Source organism: Pseudomonas sp. GD03903, assembly GCF_029840045.1.
Lineage (GTDB): Bacteria > Pseudomonadota > Gammaproteobacteria > Pseudomonadales > Pseudomonadaceae > Pseudomonas > Pseudomonas pseudonitroreducens.
Genome location: NZ_JAOCBT010000001.1, coordinates 406,328 through 424,226 on the forward strand (window position 1 = coordinate 406,328; position 17,899 = coordinate 424,226).

Sequence of the window (17,899 nt, forward strand, 5' to 3'; positions counted from 1 at the left end):
GTGCGATGTGTGCATTTCCGAAGAGGGGCCGACTGGCGTCGGCCCATTTGCATTACACGCGGAAATGGCTGACCAGCGTCTGCAACTGCCCACCCAGGCGCGCGAGTTCGACGCTGGAGGCGGCGACCTCTTCGTTGGCGGCGGCGGTCTGTTCGGAGACGTCTCGGACGTTGACCACGCTGCGGCTGATCTCCTCGGCCACGGCGCTCTGCTCTTCGGCGGCGGTGGCGATCTGCTGGTTCATCGCCTGGATATTGGAGACGGTGCGGGTGATTTCACCGAGGGATTCGCCGGCCTGGCGGCTCAGCGCGACGCTGTTGGCGGTGAGTTCGCGGCTGCCGAGCATGACGCTGGAGACCTGGCGGGTGCCGCTCTGCAGGCCGGCGACCAGGGCTTCGATTTCTTCGGTGGATTGCTGGGTGCGCTGGGCCAGCCCGCGCACTTCGTCGGCGACCACGGCGAAGCCGCGACCGGCCTCGCCGGCGCGGGCGGCTTCGATGGCGGCGTTGAGGGCCAGCAGGTTGGTCTGTTCGGCCACTGATTTGATCACATCCATTACCTTGCCGATCTTCTCGCTTTCCTGCTCCAGGCGCTGCATCGCCTCGGCGGAACGTTCGACTTCCTCGGCCAAGCGCTCGATCTGCTCAACGGCCTTGTTCACCACACGGTCGCCGTCCTGGGCCTGGTGGTCGGCGGCGGAAGCGGCCTGGGAAGCCTGCTCGGCATTGCGCGCGACTTCCTGCACGGTGGCGGACATCTCGTGCATGGCGGTGGCAACCTGGTCGGTCTCGATCTTCTGGGTGTTGGCACCGGCGCTGGTCTGCTCGGTGACGGCGGAGAGCTCCTCGGCGGCGCTGGCGATCTGGGTGACGCCGTCGCGGATACCGCCGATCAGTTCGCGCAGGCTCTGGCTCATGCGCTGCATGCTCTGTTGCAGGCGGCCGAGTTCGTCGCGGCGGCTGACCTGAATGGTCTGCGACAGGTCGCCGGCGGCGATGCGGTCGACCACCGCCATGGTGTCGTGCAGCGGCCGGGTGATCTGGCGGGTGATGATCAGCGCAGCAATGCTGCCCAGCACCAGCGCGAGCAGGGTTACCAGGGTTTGCAGGCTGCGGGCGCGCGCGCTTTCGGCGTCGCGGCGATCGAGCTGCAACTGGTAGAGATTTTCGCTGATCTTGACGATGTCCTGGCCCTGGGTGGTCATTTCCTTGCGCGCCTGGACGATGCTGGCCATGTTGCCGCGCAGGGTGGTGACCGCGTCGCGATAGGCGCGCAGGGCCGTGCCCAGTTGCTGGACGTATTGCGCTTCGGCGACGCCGAGGACGTTTTCCAGGGCCGGCAGGCCGGCAATGCTTTCGTCGAGGCCACGGGTCACGCCGTCACCGTTGCTGGTGAGCGCGTTGGCGAGGTAGTCGCGCACGTCGTAGCGGGCCTGCAGCAGGTCTTCACGGGTACCGGTGATGGCCTGGAAGCGCGTGGCGCGCTCCTCGTCCGCCGGGGCCTTGAGGATGTCCTGCTGGATCGTGGCCGTCAGTTCGGCGGCGCGGGCAGCATTGTCCTGCAGGGTGCGGCGGGTGATGCCGGCGCTCTGGTAGCCGGCGCGCATGGCGGCCAGGGACTTCTCGTAGTCGGCGATGATGCCGCCGAGCTGGTCGAGCATGCGCACGTTCTCGGGGCTGACGAAGGAGGCACGCAGTTTCTGCTGCTGCGCCTTGAAGTCGGCCAGGGTGGACATGACGTTGGCGGCTTCCTGCTCGGCGCCGTCGGCGATCATGTATTGCAGGCGGGTGATGCGCAGCTTGGTGAGGCGCGAGTTGAGCTCGGTGATGTCGCTCATCCAGTTGCTGCGGTCGATCAGCGAGCCCAGGCCGACCCAGCTGACGATAGCGAGGATGGCGGTGAAGGCGAGGACCAGGCCGAAGCCCAGGGCCAACTTGAGGTTCACGCTCAGGTTGGAAATCCAGCTGTTCATTGACGATCTCCAGGAAAGGTTGTGTGAAGTCAGGCCGTTCGGAGATTGTTCTTGTTGGGGGCCAGGGTGGCGAACCACGTCCAAGCCCTATCGGCAGGATCGGGCGGAACCGTATGGTCACGGGCGAAAAAAGTTATCCACCGGCCGGCGCCTGGAAGGCGGGTCGGAAGGAAAGGGGCAGGGGAAAGGCGGACGAAATCCCTGTTCGCTGGCGTGTCGCGGGGTGCGGTCGCGCGCTGGCTTGCGGCGCTGGGCGGCATTCTACGGAAAGGCAGGCAGGGCGTCTGCAAGATGATGGCAAAGAGATATTGCAGGAGCCGCTGACCCGCGGATAAGGCGCCGCACTGGCGCCTCATCCGGTTGCCACGGGTCAGGCCTTGGCGGCGTCCAGCGCCTGGGCGAGGTCGGCGAGGATGTCGTCGATGTGCTCGATGCCGATGGACAGGCGCACCATGTCGCGTGGTACGCCAGCCTTCTCCAGCTCCTCGTCGTTGAGTTGACGGTGGGTGGTGGAGGCGGGGTGGCAGGCCAGGGACTTGGCGTCGCCGATGTTGACCAGGCGTACCACCAGATTCAGCGCGTCGATGAAGCGCGCGCCGGCTTCCTGGCCGCCCTTGATGCCGAAGGAGAGGATCGACGCGGGCTTGCCGCCCATGTAGCGCAGCGCCAGTTCCTGTTCGGGATGGTCGGCGAGGCCGGCGTATTTCACCCAGCTGACCTGCGGATGATCTTGCAGGTACTGCGCGACCTTCAGCGCGTTGTCGCAGTGGCGCTCCATGCGCAGGGCGAGTGTTTCCAGGCCTTGCAGGATGAGGAAGGCGTTGAACGGCGAGAGCGCGGCGCCGGTGTTGCGCAGCGGCACGACGCGGCAGCGGCCGATGAAGGCGGCAGGGCCGAAGGCTTCGGTGTAGGTAACACCGTGGTAGGACGGATCGGGCGTGTTGAGCAGCGGGAAGCGCGCCTTGTTGTCGGCCCAGGGGAATTTGCCCGAGTCGACGACGATGCCGCCGATGCTGGTGCCGTGGCCGCCGATGTACTTGGTCAGCGAGTGCACGACGATGTCGGCGCCATGCTCGAACGGGCGGCAGAGGATCGGGGTGGCGACGGTGTTGTCGACGATCAGCGGCACGCCATGGCGGTGTGCGGCATCGGCCAGGGCCTGCAGGTCGACGATGTTGCCCGCCGGGTTGCCGATGGATTCGCAGAATATCGCCTTGGTGCGCTCGTCGATCAGCGCTTCGAGGGCGGCAATGTCGTCATGGGCGGCGAAGCGGGTCTGGATGCCGAAACGCGGCAGGGTGTGGGCGAACAGGTTGTAGGTGCCGCCATAGAGCTTGGCCACCGAAACGATGTTGTCGCCGGCTTCGGCGACGGTCTGGATGGCGTAGGTGATGGCGGCCATGCCCGATGCCACCGCCAGCGCCGCGACGCCGCCTTCCAGCGCGGCGACGCGCTCCTCCAGCACCGCGTTGGTGGGGTTCATGATGCGCGTGTAGATGTTGCCGGCGACCTTCAGGTCGAACAGGTCGGCGCCGTGCTGGGTGTCGTCGAAGGCGTAGGAGCTGGTCTGGTAGATCGGCACGGCCACGGCCTTGGTGGTCGGGTCGGGGCTGTAGCCGGCGTGGATGGCCAGGGTTTCCGGTTTCATTGTTCGAGCGTCCTTGTGGCAGAAAGCCCCGAGGATGCGAGCGGCGCCCGGCCCCGGTCAATGACCGGGAGCAATGTGGCCGGGGCGTCGCTAGATCGCTTTTGGCTGAGCTTATAACCGGCTCAGGACGAGCAACTGATCTCCAGGTGCTTGCCCCAGTCCGGCGGGCGGCGGGTGAAGTGCTCGGCATCCGGCTGCTCTTCGAAGGGCTTGCTGAGCACTTCGTGCAGGCGCCGCACCACGCTGTAGTCGCCCTGTTCGGCGGCCGTGATGGCCTCCTGGGCGAGGTAGTTGCGCAGCACGTAGAGCGGGTTTACGGCGTGCATGCGCGCGCGGCGTTCGTCCTGGCTGCCGCCTTCGCGTTCGGCGCGCGCTTGATAGTCGGCGGCCCAGGCGTCGAAGCCGGCGAGGTCGACGAAATCTTCGCGTACCACGGCCAATGCTTGCTCAGGCGCCTGATCGCCGAGGCGGCGGAAGAACAGCGAGTAGTCCACGGCGCCTTTCTGCATGCTCTGCAGCAGGCGCTGCACCAGCTCCAGATCGCCGTCTTCGGCGCTGCTGAGGCCCAGGCGACGGCGCATCAGGTCCAGGTAGTGCGCCTGGTACAGCGGCAGGAACAGGTCGAGGGTGGCGCGCAGGTCGTCGACTTCGACGAAGGGCGTCAGCGCCTGGCCCAGCGCGGCGAGATTCCAGTGGGCGATCGGCACCTGGTTGCTGAAGGAGTAGCGGCCGCTGTCGTCGGAGTGGTTGCAGATGTGGTTGGCGTCGAAGTCGTCGAGGAAGGCGTAGGGGCCGTAGTCGAAGGTGATGCCGAGGATCGACATGTTGTCGGTGTTCATCACGCCGTGGCAGAAGCCGTAGGCCTGCCAGTAGGCGATCATCTGCGCGTTGCGCTCGAGCACTTCGCGGAAGAACGCCAGGTAGGGCTTTTCGTCGTCCAGGCACTGCGGGAAGTACGAATTGAGAACGAACTCGCCGAGCGTCCTCAGGTGCTCTTCCTGCTTGGTGTAGTAGAAGTACTCGAAGTGACCGAAGCGCACGTGGCTGGGGGCCATGCGCAACAGCATGGCGCCGGTTTCCCGAGTCTCGCGCCATACCGTGGTGCTGGAGCCGGTGACGCACAGGGCGCGGCTGCTGGGGATGCCGAGGGCGGCGAGGTATTCGCTGGCAAGGAACTCGCGGATCGACGAGCGCAGCACGGCGCGACCGTCGCCCATCCTTGAATACGGCGTCTGGCCGGCGCCCTTGAGGTGCAGGTCCCAGTGCTCGCCTGCATTGTTCACTACTTCGCCCAGCAGCAGGCCGCGGCCGTCGCCCAGGCGGGGATTGTAGGAGCCGAACTGGTGCCCGGAATAGACCATCGCGCGCGGCTGCGCTTCCGACCAGAGCTTGTGGCCGGCGAAGATTTCGGCGAACACCGGGTTGTCCGCTTCGCTCGGGTCGAGGTCGAGCAGGGCCATGGCCGAGGTGCTGGCAACGACCAGGCGCGGATCGGCGATGGGATCAGGCAGGACTTCGGTGGAGAACACATCGCCCAGGCGGGCGAAGCGGTTATCGAAGACGAGTTCGTCGAGCTTTTTCACAGGTTAACTCCGGACATGTCCGAGCATTGTGCTCGGACATGTCCGAAGGCGTCCAGCATCAGGCCTTGTCGCCGGCGGGCTTGTCCTGGCTGATCTTTACCGGCGTGGCGGCGGGCTGCTGCTGCCCGACGATGACCTGGGCTTCCTGGCCCTGGAAGTTCTTCAGGAACACGTCGACCTGGTTGAACGCCATGTCGATGCCTGCCTCGCGGAAGGCCAGGGCGATGCGCGTGAGGGTTTCGTCCACCGCCGGGTTGCGGTCGCCCAGCTCGCGCACGTGGAAGCGCAGTTCGTAGTCGAAGGTGCTGGCGCTGATGGTGGTGAAGTACAGCACCGGCTCCGGGTCGCGCAGGATGCGTGGGTTGGCGTGGGCGGCTTCCAGCATGATCTTGCGCGCCAGCGGCAGGTCGCTCTCGTAGGCCAGGCCGATCTTGATGGTCACCCGCGTCACCGTATCGCTCAGCGACCAGTTCACCAGTTGGCCGGTGATGAAGGTCTGGTTGGGGACGATGATTTCCTTGCGGTCGAAGTCGGTGATGGTGGTAGCGCGGATACGGATGCGGCTGACCGTGCCGGACAGCGTACCGATGGTCACCACGTCGCCGATCCGTACCGGGCGCTCGAAGAGAATGATCAGGCCGGAGACGAAGTTGGAGAAGATCGCCTGCAGGCCGAAGCCGAGGCCGACCGACAGCGCAGCCACCAGCCATTGCAGTTTGTCCCAGCTCACCCCGAGGGTGGACAGCGCACTGACGATGCCGACGCCGCTGATGGTGTAGGAGAGCAGGGTGGTGATGGCGTAGGCGCTGCCCTGGGCCAGGGTCAGGCGCTGCAGCACCAGCACTTCCAGCAAGCCGGGGAGGTTGCGCGCCAGGGCGACGGTCACCGCGGCGATCACCAGCGCCATGATGAAGTCACTGAGGCTGATCGGCGTGGTGGACGCTGCGTCGCCGGTGCCGCTGGTGTACTGGTAGAGCGTTACGTTGTCGAGGTAGGAGACCACGCTGATCAGGTCGGCCCAGACCCAGTACAGGGTGACCACGAAGCCGATCAGCAGGCCCAGGCGGATCAGGCGCATGGACTGCTCGTTGATCTGCTCGATGCCCAGGGTCGGTTCCTCGACGACGACTTCGCTGCCCTCGATGCCTTCCTTGGGCGCGTTCTGCCGTTTCGACAGGGCACGCTGGTAGGCCAGGCGGCGGGCAGCAACGCCCATGCCGCGGACGAAGGTGGCTTCCACCACCATCCAGAACATCAGCAGGAACAGGGTGTCGATCAGGCGGTCGGTGAGCTTGAGCGCGGTGTAGTAGTAGCCGAAGCCCACCGCGAGGAACAGCGCTACCGGCAGGGCGGTGAAGCCCAGGCCGACGATCATCTTGATCATCGACGGGCGCTCGCTGGACGGGCTGTTGAACAGCAACTGGGCGAGCAGCCAGGTCATGGCGCCGTAGCCGAACAGCACCACGGCGATGCCGATCACGTCATCGGCCAGCGACGCCGGCGAGTGCTCGGCGACGGTGACCACGGCGACCAGCGACATCACCACCAGCCCCAGGCGGCGCATCAGCTTGCCGAGGAACTGCACCTGCGCCTGGCTCCAGTGGAAGTGCCGCTCGGCGATGCCGCCGGGGCGCAGGATGCGGTGGGCGGTGTAGAACACCAGCCACACCTGTGCCATCTCCAGCAGCGCGCTGCCCAGTGTGGCGTTCTGGCCGCGGGCGTCGAGCAGCAGGGCGAGGCCGGCGATGCCCAGCGCCAGGGTGCCGGGCAAGGCCAGCAGCACGGCGAGCAGCAGCGCCAATGGCGTGTGCGCCTGGCTGTCGCGCTTGAAGTGGCCGATGTCGTCGTTCAGCGATTCCAGCTTGTCGTAGAGGAACCGGCGCTTCCACAGCAGCCCGGCGACCAGCAGGAGCAGGGGCAGGAACAGGAAGGGGCGGTCGATCAGGCCCTCGAACAGCTCCTTGACGCCCGAGCCCCAGGGTACTTCGGCCAGTTGGTGGTGCAGCAGGCTCGGGGTCATCTTGAACCAGGACAGGTCCAGCGGGCGGTTGCTGGGAATCCAGAACATCTGCTCGTCGAGGGTGGCGCGCAGGCTGTCGCTGGTTTCCTTGAGCTGCTTCTGGTTCAACTGCAGGGTGATGGCTTCGTTGAGCAGTGCGTTCAGCTCGTGGTTGAGACGCTCCATCAGCTCCAGGCGGGTGTCCACCAGCTCGCCGAGGTCGTGGCGCAACTGCGGGGTGACGCTTTCCTGGGGTTGCTGGGCCAGCAGGTTGTCGAGGTAGACCTGGGTGTTGTTGATCTCGTCGCGCTTCTGGTTCAGCTCGAACTGGTACAGGCGCAGGTCGGCGATCTCGTCGGCGAGGTCCTGGTCAGTCTTGATCACGGGCAGCGACTGCTTCTGCTGGTAGAGGATCTTGGCCAGCAGCAGGCTGCCGCGCAGCACGTTGATCTGTTCGTCCAGGGCCTGTTCGCCCTGGGTCAGGTTGTCCAGTTGCTGCTTGGCTTCGAGGTTGCGCCGGGTCAGGGTGTTGAGGCGGTCGGTGGTGCGCAGCAGGTAGTCGGAAAGCTTCAGGTTGGCGGCGCTCTGCTGGCTCAGCAGGCTGTCGGTGCCGGCGGCCTGGCTGTCCTTGGACAGTTCGGCGACGGTCTTCTCCGACTGTTCGCGGCGCTTGTCGCTGATCATCGCCTGCAGTTCGAGGGTCTCGCGCTCCTCGCGGCCGATGCGCTCGGCCAGCAGGTCGCGCTGGCTGGAGGCCAGGTCGAGCAGCAGGTTGTTGCCGGCCAGTTGCTGGCGCAGCAGGAGATTCTGCGAGGTGAGCATGGCCTGTTCGGCCAGCAGCTCGTTGCGGCGCTCATCCGAAATCGGCTTGGCGCCTTCCTTTCCGGCCTTGATCAGCCCGGCAATTTCCAGCAGGCGTGTCTGGTTCTTGCTCAGGTCGGCCTGGGCCCGCTCCGGTCGGGTCTGCGCGGTGAGGATCTCGCTCTTGGCGTCGACCATCTCCTTCTGCCAGGCGGCGAGCTGGGTGGACTGCTCGTTGAGCAGCATTTCCAGCTGGGTCGCGCTGGAGCCGTTGTAACGCTGGCTGGCAGGCTTCTCGCTGCTGGCCTTGAGGCGACCGAGCGCCTTCTGGTTCTCGTTGATCAGCTTGGGCGCATCGGCCAGCCGGCCCTTGAGTTCAAGCAGCTGCTTCTCGCTGTCGGCCTTGGCCGCCAGCAGCTTCAGGGTGTTCTCCAGGCTTGCCTTGATCGGCTTGGCCTCGGCATCGGCCAGCTTGCGGTCGGCCAGGCTGTCGAGGCTCTGCTGCACCTTTTCGGCGCTCGGCGGAGAGGTATCGGCGGCCAGCGCGGGCAGGCCGATGAGTGAGCCGCCCAGCAGGACGGCGGTCAGAAGGGTACGCAGCAGGAATGACATGGTCGCGGGTGGCGGCTCGTGCGGAAAGTGGGCAGAGGGTAGTGCTGGCGGGCCGGCACCCGCAAGCGGGTACCGGTGGGCGGTCAGAGGAACAGACCGGGGCCGGGACGGCCTTCCGGGAATTTGACCCCGACCTTGCGGATCTTGTTCCCGTCCAGGGCGGCCACGGTCCAGGTCAGGCCGTTCCATTCCACCTGGTCGCCGATGATCGCCTGGCCGCCGATCTCGTGGGCGATGAAGCGGCCGAGGTTCTGTTCGCCGTCCACGCCTTCCAGCTTCAGGCCATAGAGCGAGGCCACGGCGGAGAGCTGGGCGTCGCCCTCGAGCACGAAGTCACCGAAGAAGCGCGCGCTCAGGCCGCGATCCGGCGCCTGGCTGAACAGTTTGCCCAGCGGCGACAGATCGTGCTCGTGGCCGATCACGCAGAGGATGTCGTCGGCTTCGAGGATGGTGCTACCGGACGGGTGCAGCAACTGGGTGCCACGGAACAGTGCGGCGATACGGGTGCCTTCGGGCATCTTCAGCTCGCGCAGGGCGGCGCCGATGCACCACTTTTCCTTGCTCAGGTGGTAGACGAACAGCTCCCACTCGCTGGTCGGGTGGACTTCCAGGCCGGCGCGGGAGATCGGCGCCGGGTCCGGCGGCACTACCACGCGCAGCAGCTTGGCGGCCCAGGGCAGGCTGGTGCCCTGCACCAGCAGCGAGACCAGGACGATGAAGAAGGCCACGTTGAAGAACAGTTGGGCATTGGGCAGCCCGGCCATCAGCGGGAACACCGCGAGAATGATCGGCACCGCGCCGCGCAGGCCGACCCAGGCGATGAAGGCTTTTTCGCGGCCGTGGAAGGCGCGGAACGGGAACAGCCCGACCAGCACCGACAGCGGGCGGGCAAAGAGGATCATCCACAGCGCCAGGCCGAGGGCGGGCAGGGCGATGGGCCAGAGGTCGTGGGGCGTGACCAGCAGGCCCAGCACCAGGAACATGCCGATCTGCGCCAGCCACGCCATGCCGTCGAGCATGTGCATGATGCCGTGGCGCGAGCGGATCGGTTGGTTGCCCAGTACCAGGCCGCACAGATAGATGGCGAGGATGCCGCTGCCATGCACGGCGTTGGCCACGGCGAAGATCAGCAGGCCGCCGCTGATGGCCAGCAGCGGGTACAAACCGTTGGCCAGGTGGATGCGGTTGATCACCTGCAGCAGCAGCCAGCCGCCGCCCAGGCCCAGCACCGAGCCGATGCCGAACTCGCGCAGGAAGTGCCAGAGGAAGCTCCAGGACAGGCCGCTTTCGCCGTGGGCGAGCATGTCGATCAGGGTGACGGTGAGGAACACCGCCATGGGGTCGTTGCTGCCCGATTCGATTTCCAGGGTCGCGGTGACCCGCTCGTTCAGGCCCTTGCCGCCCAGCAGCGAGAACACCGCGGCGGCGTCGGTGGAGCCGACGATGGCGCCGATCAGCAGACCTTCCATCCAGCTCAGCTTGAACAGCCAGGCAGCGGCGATGCCGGTCAGGCCTGCGGTAATCAGCACACCGGCGGTAGCCAGGGAAAGCGCCGGCCAGAGCGCCACGCGGAAGCTCGAGACCCGCGTGCGCAATCCGCCATCCAGCAGGATCACTGCCAGTGCCAGGTTGCCCACCAGGTAGGCCATGGGGTAGTTCGAGAAGCCGATGCCGCCAGGTCCGTCAGTGCCCGCGATCATGCCCACGGCGAGGAAGATGACCAGGATCGGGATGCCCAGGCGCGAGGACAGCGAGCTGACCAGGATGCTCATGCCGATCAGCACAGCAGCGATCAGGAAATAGCTGTTGATGGCCACGGCATCCAAAAGGTCGATCTCCGGCGCAAATGAGGGGGGAGTGGCGACACTACGCGAGGATCAGGATGCAGGCCGCATGCCAATCGATTCTAACCTGCGGATTTACAAGGCTGTCAAAGGTTTGTTGAGGACCGTTCGGCGGTGCTGTCGAGCCAGCTCCCGCTGTTCTGCCAGGTCGGCACCAGGTTGAATGTGGGGAGTGCGGTGGGCGCCCAGCTGAGCGCCTCTTCCAGTGGCAGCTGCACGGCATCCAGGCAGGCTTGCCGGTCCCGCTGCAGGGTGGCGCGGGCCTTGCTGATCTCGCCGGCCGTGTACTGCCCCTGGCTGGCGCCCAGTGCGCGTATCTGTGTGTGCCAGAGGTGCCGGGCCGAGCTGCCCGTGACGCCGCAACTGCCCAGCGGGTCGTAGTAGGAGGAGCCGAACTGTGCATAACCGGCGTTGACCAGGGCGTTGAAGTAACGGCTCTGCGAGGCAATCGACGTGTGGTCCCCACCGCGCAGTACGGCAATGCCGTCGTTCATGGCCTTGTCGATGTTCTTCAGGTAGTCGTCGGCGTGCTCGAAGGCTTCTGTGCTGGGCGTGCTGTAGATCGGTGCGGAGCTCGGCGAAAGTGCAGCGTAGCGCTGCTTGCCGTCGTCGCTCGAACCGGTATTGAACAACACGAGTGTGCAGCCCAGCGCCACGGCGATGGCAACTACCGGAAACAGCGTCTGGCAGCGACGGCGGAAGGAACGGCTGGTGAGCGTCTGGATGGCCATGGTCGTGAGGTGCGTGAATTTCGCGGACGCCATTCAACGGCATCCTCCTCAGGCCTTGCAGTCGGTCGAGTCAGAGTTATCGGTGGGAATATTCCCTCATTCTGCTGGGCTGTTGTCCCTCATCCTGTGAGGCGCCCGGAAGGGCTGGAACGAGCGGATTTTCCCGGGCATAAAAAAGCCCCGGACGTGACCGGGGCAGAAGGCACATGCGGGGACCTAGAACCAGGCGTCCTGCATGCTGAAACAGGTGTCGTCGCGGGCTTCGAGCAGCGCCAGGTCGTGGTGGCAGGACGGCACTTCCCAGGTCAGGAAGTAGCGCGCGGCCTGCAGCTTGCCGCGGTAGAAATCGGTGTCGGCGGCGTGGCCGCACGCCAGCCCTTCCTCGGCGCGAATCGCCTGCTCCAGCCAGCGCCAGCCGATCACGGCATGGCCGAAGACCTTCAGATACAGCGCCGAGTTGGCCAGGCCCTGGCCTACGCGACCCTGCATCAGGTCGCCGAGCAGGCTCAGGGTGGTCGCCGAGAGGCGCGCCATCAACTGCTCCAGCGGTTCGCGCAGCTTGTCCAGCGAGGTGTGCGCCTGGGCGCGCTCGCAGGTCTGGTTGATCAGGCGGGTCAGTTGCTTGAGGCCGGCGCCGTTGTTCTGCGCCAGCTTGCGGCCGAGCAGGTCCAGCGACTGGATGCCATGGGTACCTTCATGAATCGGGTTCAGGCGGTTGTCGCGGTAGTACTGCTCGACCGGGTACTCGCGGGTGTAGCCGTGGCCGCCGAGAATCTGGATCGCCAGTTCGTTGGCCTTCAGGCAGAACTCCGAAGGCCAGGATTTGACGATCGGGGTGAGCAGGTCGAGCAGTTCATGGGCCTGCTTGCGCTCCTCCTCGGTGGGCAGGGTTTCGCAGTCGTCGACCAGACGCGAGGCGTACAGGCCCAGGTCGAAGGCACCCTCGACGTAGGCCTTCTGGGTCAGCAGCATGCGCTTGACGTCGGTGTGCTGGACGATCGAGACCGGCGCCGAGGTCGGGTCCTTGGCGTCCACCGGGCGGCCTTGCGGGCGCTCGCGGGCGTATTCCAGGGAATACAGGTAGCCGGCGTAGCCGAGCATGATCGCGCCCATGCCGACGCCGATGCGCGCCTCGTTCATCATCTGGAACATGTAGGCCAGGCCGTGGTGCGGCTTGCCGACCAGATAGCCGACGCACTCACCCTTGTCGCCGAAGTTCAATGCGGTGGACGTGGTACCGCGCCAGCCCATCTTGTGGAACAGGCCGGCCAGGGTCACGTCGTTGCGTGCGCCGAGGGAGCCGTCGTCGTTGACCAGGAACTTGGGCACGATGAACAGGCTGATGCCCTTCACGCCGGGCGGTGCGTCCGGCAGCTTGGCCAGCACCATGTGGACAATGTTCTCCGACAGCGGGTGGTCGCCGCCGGAGATGAAGATCTTGTTGCCCTTGATCCGGTAGCTGCCGTCGGCGGCCGGTTCGGCGCGGGTGCGGATGTCGGCCAGGGACGAGCCCGCGTGCGGCTCGGTCAGCGCCATGGTGCCGAAGAAGCGCGCCTCGATCATCGGCTGCAGGAACAGGCGTTTCTGCTCGTCGCTGCCGAACGTCTCGATCAGGTGGCTGGCGCCCATGCTCAGCATCGGGTAGGACGAGGTGGCGATGTTGGCCGACTGGAAGTGCGCGAAGCAGGCGCGCGACAGCAGGTGCGGCAGTTGCATGCCGCCCTGTTCGAAGCTGCGCGAGGCGTTCTGGAAACCGGCCTCGTTGAAGGCGTCCACCGCCGGCTTCACTTCCGGGATGAGTACCGCGCCGCCGTCGACGTACTGCGGTTCGTTCTCGTCGTTCTTGCGATTGTGCGGGGCGAACAGCTCCTCGGCGATGCCGCGCGCCGTGGACAGGGCGGCATCGAAGGTCTCGCGGTTGTGGTCGGCGAAGCGTTCGCGCTGGGTCAGGGCCTCGGCGTCGAGCACTTCGTAGAGTTCGAAAGCGAGGTTGCGGGAGCTGAGCAGGGTCTCGGACATGGATCGACCTCCGTGGGAATCGCCGCAGTCTAGTCTGGTGAATGAAGCGCGCACAGAATCATCCATGAGCGTGATAAAGGGCTAAAACACCCGGGCTCCCGGCCGGCGCCGGCGACGGCGGGCTCGCACCGCACCGGCCACAGGGCCTAAACTGCGCGCCTTGAGGAGTCCGCTATCGATGAACTACCGCCACGCCTATCACGCCGGCAACCACGCCGACGTGCTGAAACACATTGTCCTCGCCCGCATCTTCGCGCTGATGGCGCGCAAGGACACGCCCTTCGCCTACCTCGACAGCCACTCCGGCATCGGCCTGTACGACTTGCTGGGCGATGAAGCCAGCCGTACCGGCGAGTGGGAGTCGGGCATCGGCCGCTTGTACGAGCGCGATGACCTGCCGGAGTTGCTGCAGGACTACCTGGGCGTCGTGAGTGCACTGAATCCCGATGGCGGCCTGGAGTTCTACCCGGGCTCGCCGGAGCTGGCGCGCCGCCTGACCCGCCCGCAGGACCGCGTGCTGCTCAACGAGCTGCACCCCGAGGATGGCCGTCTGCTCAAGGCCAACATGGCCGGCGAGCGGCGCATCTCGGTGCACCAGGGGGACGGCTGGCTGCTGCCCCGAGCCTTCCTGCCGGTAGCGGAGAAGCGTGGTGTGCTGCTGATCGACCCGCCCTTCGAGCAACCTGACGACCTGGAACGCTGTGTAGCCGCGCTGGACGAGGCCATCGGCCGCATGCGCCAGACCGTGGTCGCCATCTGGTACCCGATCAAGGATCGCCGCCAGCTCAAGCGCTTTTACCAGCGCCTGGAGAAGAGCTCGGCGCCGAAGATGCTCCGCGTGGAGTTGTGCGTGCATCCGGCCGACACGGCGGACCGCCTGAATGGTTCCGGGCTGGTCATCGTCAACCCGCCGTGGCCGCTGGATGAAGAGCTGCGCGGGCTGTTGCCGTGGTTGGCCCAAACGCTGGCGCAGAGTGAAGGCAGCAGCCAGCTGGACTGGCTGATCGCCGAATGAAAAAAGCCCCGGCAGTGCCGGGGCTTTTTCTTGGCGGTGACCTTGACGGTTCAGTGTGGCTCGGACCGATCGCGGACGGAGTCCGCTCCTACGCTACGGATGAGCCAGGTGCCCGTGTAGGAGCGAGTTTGCTCGCGAACCGATCTTGCAGCGGGGTTGTTCGCGAGCAAGCTCGCTCCTACAGGTATGGGTTTACGCCGGCAGGCACACGCCCGTGCCGCCCAGGCCGCAGTAGCCGTTGGGGTTCTTCGCCAGGTATTGCTGGTGGTAGGCCTCGGCGTAGTAGAACGGCGGCACCTCGCGGATTTCCGTGGTGATCTCGCCATAGCCCTTGGCGCTCAGTTCCTTCTGGAAGGCTGCGCGGCTGGCGTCGATGGCGGCTTTCTGCGCCTGGTCGAACCAGTAGATCACCGAGCGGTACTGGGTGCCGGTGTCGTTGCCCTGGCGCATGCCCTGGGTCGGGTCGTGGGATTCCCAGAACACCTTCAGCAGTGCCTCGATGCTGGTTTCACGCGGGTCGTAGGCCACCAGGACCACTTCGCTGTGGCCGGTCAGGCCGGAGCAGACTTCGTCGTAGGTCGGGTTCGGCGTGAAACCGCCGGCATAACCCACCGCGGTGACCCACACGCCCGGCTGTTGCCAGAAGCGTCGTTCGGCACCCCAGAAGCAGCCCAGGCCGACAACGATCTGCTGCACACCGGCGGGGAAGGGCGCGCTCAGCGGATGACCATTGACGTAATGCGCTTCAGGCACTGGCATCGGGCTTTCGCGCCCCGGCAGGGCCTGGGCGGAGCTGGGCAGTTCCAGTTTGTGGGCAAGTATTTGCGAGCGCAGGGTCATGGCATTCGTCTCCTCTGGATAGGGGCGGCAATAGACTCGGGTACTCGCCGAAGATTACAGCGTTTGTTTTGCTTTGCGGGAGGTTTGAGACAACTCGCGAGGATGGCTGCGGGCACGCCGCGCCAGGGCGCCTCACTGCGGGCGGCAGGGGTAGCGCTGCAGGCTGGAGGAAAGGTCGTGGCTGGGGATCGGCTTGTCGAACAGGTAGCCCTGGCCGATGTCGCAGCGGTTGCGCCGCAGGAAAGCCAGCTGGGCGGCGGTCTCGACGCCTTCGGCGACCACCTGCAGCTTGAGGTTGTGGGCCATGGCGATCACTGCCGAGGTGATTTCCATGTCGTCCTGGTTGTCCGGGATGTCCTTGATGAAGCTGCGATCGATCTTGATCACGTCGATGGGGAATTTCTTCAGGTAGCTCAGCGACGAGTAGCCGGTGCCGAAGTCGTCCATGGCCAGGGTCAGCCCTAGGCTCTTCAGGCGCTCCAGTTGCTGGCGGGTGTCGTCGGTGGCGTCCAGCAACAGGCTTTCGGTCAGTTCCAGTTCAAGCTGCGAGGCCGGGATGCTTTCCTCGTGGAGGATCGCGGCGATGGAGCCGACCAGGTCCGGGTCGCTGAATTGCTTGGGCGACAGGTTGATCGCCATGTGCAGGTCGCCCAGCCCCTTGGCGGCCAGCTCGCGGACCTGGCGACAGGCCTGGCGGATCACCCACTTGCCGATGGGGATGATCAGCCCGGTTTCCTCGGCAACGCTGATGAACTGGTCCGGGCGGATCATGCCCTTTTCCGGGTGCTGCCAGCGCAGCAGGGCCTCCAGGCCGAGCAGCGCGCCGCTGCGCAGGCACAGCTTGGGCTGGTAGTGCACGGCCAGTTCGTCCTGCACCAGCGCGCGGCGCAGGTTGCTTTCGACGAACAGCTTGTAGCTGGCCTCGGCGGTCATCGCCTCGGTGAAGGTCTGCACCTGGTGCTTGCCGTTGGCCTTGGCCTTGTGCAGCGCCAGGCCCGCGTGCTTCATCAGCGTCTGCGGGTCCTGCCCGTGCTGCGGCGCGTAGGCGATGCCCACGGAGCCGGTGATGCTGATCAACTGGTTGTCGACGAACAGTGGCTTGTCGAGTACGTCGAGGATCTGCGCGGCAACCTTCTCGCCACGGCCGGCAACGGATTCTTCCAGCAGCACGGCGAACTCGTTGCTGGCGAAGCGCGCCAGGGTGGCGCTGTCGCTCAGGCTGCTGCGCAGGCGCCGGGCGAGGTTGGCCAGCAGCTTGTCGCCGGTCTGGTGGCCGAGGCTGTCGTTGATCCGCTTGAAGTTGTCGATGTCCACCAGCAGCAGGCTCAGCGAATGTTCGCTGCCCACTTGCAGGCGCTCTTCCAGGGCATTGATGAAGAAGTGCCGGTTGGCCAGGCCCGTGAGGTTGTCGCGGTAGGCGAGCTTCTCGATGTGCTGCTGGGCCAGTTTGCTCTGGGTGATGTCTTCGTAGATGCCGATGTAGTGGGTCAGCTCGCCCTTGTCGTCGTAGACCTTGGACAGCGATAGCTGGCCCCAGTAGGGCTCGAGGTTCTTGCGTCGGCTGCGGAACTCGCCTTGCCAGCTGTTCTGCGTGACCAGGGTGGAGCGCGCGTCGAACAGCAGTTCGCTGAGGTTGGCCAGTGCCGGCAGTTCCGGCAGGCGGCGGCCGCGGACTTCGTCGGCGCCGTACTGGGTGATGGCGGTGAAGCTCGGGTTGACGTACTCCACCAGGCCGTCGCGGTCGATCAGCAGGAAGGCGCTGGCGCTCTGCTCGACAGCGCGCTGGAACAGGTGCAGGGCGCTGGAGACGTTGCGCCGCTCGTGGTTCATCAGCACCTGGGCATACTGGTCGGCCAGTTCGCCGGCGAAGGCGATTTCATCGCTCTGCCACATGCGCACTTCGCCGACGTGTTCCAGGCAGAGCACGCCGACCACTTCGCCGCCGACGCGGATGGTGGCGTCGAGCATCGCGCTGATGCCCTGCGGGCGCAGGTAGCGCATGGCCAGTTCCTGGGTGCGCGGGTCCTGCTGGGCGTTGTGGGCGTCGATGGCGCGGCCGCTGTGCACCGCATCGAGGTAATTGGGGAAGTTGCTGGCGTCGATGTCCTGCGGCTTCTCGTACTGGTCGGTGTCGCGGCGGTAGATGGTCACCGCTTCCAGGCGATGGTCCGGGTGCAGGCGCCAGATGCCGGCGCGGGCCACGTCGTAGGCCTCGCAAGCGGCCTGGGCGATCAGTTGCGCGGCTTCGAGCAGCGGGTCGCTGGACAGGTAGCGGTGCCGCGCCAGGCGCACGATGAGGTTCTGCTGGGTGCGCGAGCGCACCAGGTGCTGCAGGTGTTCATCCTGGGAGCGCTGGTACATCTCCAGGGACATCTTCAGGCGGATGTTCTGCGCTTCCAGGTCCAGCAGGCGCGGGTCCAGCTCGGTTTCGTGTTCGTCCGCCTCGGTCTGCAGCAAGTAACCGTGCAGCAGCTGGCGGCCGTGCTGCTGGAAGGACTCGCCGACCTCCAGCACGTTCAGCGTGCCGCGCGGCGAGTGGAGCAGGTAGCGCACCCGGTAGCGGCCGTCCCTGAGCAGTTGCTGCTGCACTTGCTCATGCAGGCGATGGCGCGCCTCTGGCTCCATCAGGCTGGCGTAGGGGGCGTCGAGAATGCCGCAGAGGTCCTGGGCCGGCACGCCGATCTGCCGCTCGCAGCCGGGGTCGAGGAACAGCAGGGTCCAGCTGGGTTCGTTCAGGCGCTCGAAGCGCAGCATCCCGAGCCTCGAAGGGACGGGAAGCTGCGTGACAACCTCGGCCGCCTGACGGCTGGCGGCATCGGGATGACTCTTCATGCG

General features: G+C 66.0%; 10 protein-coding genes. 1 reads left to right on the forward strand and 9 read right to left on the reverse strand.

Annotated features, from left to right (window positions below; translation table 11 throughout):
- Nucleotides 1–52: 52 nt before the first annotated feature.
- From N5C91_RS01820 to N5C91_RS01850, 7 genes are all read right to left on the reverse strand, one after another.
- The gene (locus tag N5C91_RS01820) at nt 53–1,972 is read right to left on the reverse strand and encodes a methyl-accepting chemotaxis protein (protein WP_236199083.1); all 1,920 of its coding nucleotides are present in this window, start codon (nt 1,970–1,972) and stop codon (nt 53–55) included.
- A 370-nt stretch (nt 1,973–2,342) separates the two neighbouring features.
- The gene (locus N5C91_RS01825; RefSeq protein ID WP_279827359.1) at nt 2,343–3,620 is read right to left on the reverse strand and encodes a bifunctional O-acetylhomoserine aminocarboxypropyltransferase/cysteine synthase; all 1,278 of its coding nucleotides are present in this window, start codon (nt 3,618–3,620) and stop codon (nt 2,343–2,345) included.
- Nucleotides 3,621–3,742: 122 nt separating this feature from the next.
- Nucleotides 3,743–5,203 (reverse strand): protein adenylyltransferase SelO, encoded by a 1,461-nt coding sequence (selO, locus tag N5C91_RS01830; RefSeq protein WP_279827362.1) that lies wholly within the window; start codon nt 5,201–5,203, stop codon nt 3,743–3,745.
- 58 nt (nt 5,204–5,261) lie between these two features.
- Nucleotides 5,262–8,615 (reverse strand): mechanosensitive channel MscK, encoded by a 3,354-nt coding sequence (gene mscK, locus N5C91_RS01835; RefSeq protein ID WP_279827365.1) that lies wholly within the window; start codon nt 8,613–8,615, stop codon nt 5,262–5,264.
- An 83-nt stretch (nt 8,616–8,698) separates the two neighbouring features.
- Nucleotides 8,699–10,441, reverse strand: coding sequence for a potassium/proton antiporter (locus tag N5C91_RS01840; protein ID WP_279827367.1), 1,743 nt, complete (start codon nt 10,439–10,441; stop codon nt 8,699–8,701).
- A gap of 104 nt (nt 10,442–10,545) precedes the next feature.
- Nucleotides 10,546–11,223: a hypothetical protein gene (locus N5C91_RS01845; RefSeq protein ID WP_236171230.1), complete on the reverse strand. Its 678-nt coding sequence runs from the start codon at nt 11,221–11,223 to the stop codon at nt 10,546–10,548.
- Between the two features lie 183 nt (nt 11,224–11,406).
- Complete coding sequence (locus N5C91_RS01850) at nt 11,407–13,209, reverse strand: acyl-CoA dehydrogenase (protein WP_279827370.1); 1,803 nt, start codon at nt 13,207–13,209, stop codon at nt 11,407–11,409.
- A gap of 178 nt (nt 13,210–13,387) precedes the next feature.
- Between N5C91_RS01850 and N5C91_RS01855 the strand changes: the two genes are divergently transcribed.
- The gene (locus N5C91_RS01855) at nt 13,388–14,224 is read left to right on the forward strand and encodes a 23S rRNA (adenine(2030)-N(6))-methyltransferase RlmJ (RefSeq protein ID WP_279827375.1); all 837 of its coding nucleotides are present in this window, start codon (nt 13,388–13,390) and stop codon (nt 14,222–14,224) included.
- A gap of 192 nt (nt 14,225–14,416) precedes the next feature.
- Here N5C91_RS01855 and msrA read toward each other — a convergent pair whose 3' ends face one another.
- Both msrA and N5C91_RS01865 read right to left on the reverse strand, forming a co-directional pair.
- Nucleotides 14,417–15,064, reverse strand: a complete 648-nt coding sequence (gene msrA, locus N5C91_RS01860; RefSeq protein ID WP_236171233.1) for a peptide-methionine (S)-S-oxide reductase MsrA — start codon at nt 15,062–15,064, stop codon at nt 14,417–14,419.
- Nucleotides 15,065–15,196: 132 nt separating this feature from the next.
- Entirely contained in the window at nt 15,197–17,896 is a 2,700-nt protein-coding gene (locus tag N5C91_RS01865) for an EAL domain-containing protein (protein WP_279827381.1), read from the reverse strand.
- Between the last annotated feature and the right edge of the window lie 3 nt (nt 17,897–17,899).

Bases quoted from the DNA above. Each gene is read 5' to 3' on its own strand.
- N5C91_RS01865 (WP_279827381.1), bottom strand. From the start codon at position 17,896: ATGAAGAGTCATCCCGATGCCGCCAGCCGTCAGGCGGCCGAGGTTGTC.
- mscK (WP_279827365.1), bottom strand. From the start codon at position 8,615: ATGTCATTCCTGCTGCGTACCCTTCTGACCGCCGTCCTGCTGGGCGGC.
- msrA (WP_236171233.1), bottom strand. From the start codon at position 15,064: ATGACCCTGCGCTCGCAAATACTTGCCCACAAACTGGAACTGCCCAGC.
- N5C91_RS01845 (WP_236171230.1), bottom strand. From the start codon at position 11,223: ATGGCGTCCGCGAAATTCACGCACCTCACGACCATGGCCATCCAGACG.
- N5C91_RS01820 (WP_236199083.1), bottom strand. From the start codon at position 1,972: ATGAACAGCTGGATTTCCAACCTGAGCGTGAACCTCAAGTTGGCCCTG.
- N5C91_RS01825 (WP_279827359.1), bottom strand. From the start codon at position 3,620: ATGAAACCGGAAACCCTGGCCATCCACGCCGGCTACAGCCCCGACCCG.
- N5C91_RS01850 (WP_279827370.1), bottom strand. From the start codon at position 13,209: ATGTCCGAGACCCTGCTCAGCTCCCGCAACCTCGCTTTCGAACTCTAC.
- N5C91_RS01855 (WP_279827375.1), top strand. From the start codon at position 13,388: ATGAACTACCGCCACGCCTATCACGCCGGCAACCACGCCGACGTGCTG.